Genomic DNA, 1,246 nt, shown 5'->3' with positions numbered 1-1,246 from the left:
CCCAGACGCTGGCGCAGACCACCAAGATCGAGATGGATCTTCGCCTCGAGGCGGCGGCTCTCTCGGAGCTCGGCGAAAGCACCAGGGATGACCCCGGCTTTCGCGTGCCGTCCGTCGACTGGGAGCGCACCGGCCGCGACGTCTTGACCATGGAGTGGGTCGACGGCGTCAAGATGAACGACATTGCCGGCCTGGAGGCCGCCGGCCACGATCTGAAGGCGATCGCAGCCAATCTCATCCAGTCGTTCCTGCGCCACACCCTGCGCGACGGCTTCTTCCATGCCGACATGCATCCGGGCAATTTGTTCGTCGAGGCAAACGGCACCATCGTTGCCGTCGATCTCGGCATTGCCGGCAGGCTCGGCAAGAAGGAGCGCCGCTTCCTCGCCGAAATTCTCTACGGCTTCATCACGCGCGACTATCTGCGTGTCGCCGAGGTCCATTTCGAGGCCGGCTATGTGCCACGCCAGCACAATGTCGCGGCCTTCGCGCAGGCGATCCGGGCGATCGGGGAGCCGATCCATGGCCAGCCGGCCGAGACCATCTCGATGGCCAAGCTTCTGACGCTGCTGTTCGAGGTCACCGAACTCTTCGACATGGCGACGCGGCCCGAATTGATCCTGTTGCAGAAGACCATGGTGGTGGTCGAGGGCGTGGCGCGCACGCTCGACCCGGCCTTCAACATGTGGAAGACGGCCGAGCCGGTGGTCGGCGACTGGATATCAGGCAATCTTGGGCCGCGTGGCATGATGATCGATGCGCGTGACGGCGCCCGGGCGCTGCTCACCCTGGCCCGCCAGATTCCCGAGCTTGCGGCGCGCACCGACCGGCTGTCGCGCGAGATCGACCTGATGGCCGAGCACGGCCTGCGCTTCGACGAGACCACCGCCGACGCCATCGGCAAGGCCGAGGCGCGCTACAGCCGCTCCGGCCGCTGGGCACTCTGGGTAATTGCGCTGACGCTGGTCTATATCGCCTGGAAGATCATCTGAGTGCAGGCAATGACAGCAATGCTGTCATTGCAGTCGGAAATCGAGATCGCTATATTCTACGTAGGAGTGTGCATATGGCGAGGATTACCGTCCGCAATCTGGAAGACCATGTCATGCGGCGGCTACGCGAGCGCGGCGCCGCGCGGGGCGTTTCCATGGAGCAGGAAGCGCGGGACGTGCTCGCCGCATCCGTTGGGCTGCCGACCACAAAAGGGTTCGACCGAACGGGTTTGGCATCTGGGGAAAAACCCAAG

Annotated in this window: 2 protein-coding genes; both read left to right on the top strand. The window is 64.3% G+C overall.

Annotation, left to right across the window (positions count from 1 at the left end; translation table 11 throughout):
- The coding region (locus EN984_RS35135; protein ID WP_245480189.1) for an AarF/UbiB family protein at positions 1–992 on the top strand (992 nt) is incomplete at its 5' end.
- Positions 993–1,066: 74 nt separating this feature from the next.
- Positions 1,067–1,246, top strand: a 180-nt coding sequence (locus EN984_RS38430; protein WP_127384380.1) for a hypothetical protein, incomplete at its 3' end; no start/stop codon positions are given.

Origin of the sequence: Mesorhizobium sp. M7A.F.Ca.CA.004.12.1.1 (assembly GCF_003997835.1) — a bacterium.
Classification (GTDB): domain Bacteria; phylum Pseudomonadota; class Alphaproteobacteria; order Rhizobiales; family Rhizobiaceae; genus Mesorhizobium.
Note: the sequence above shows the minus strand (reverse complement) of the source record. Positions and strands in the feature narration are given on the sequence as shown.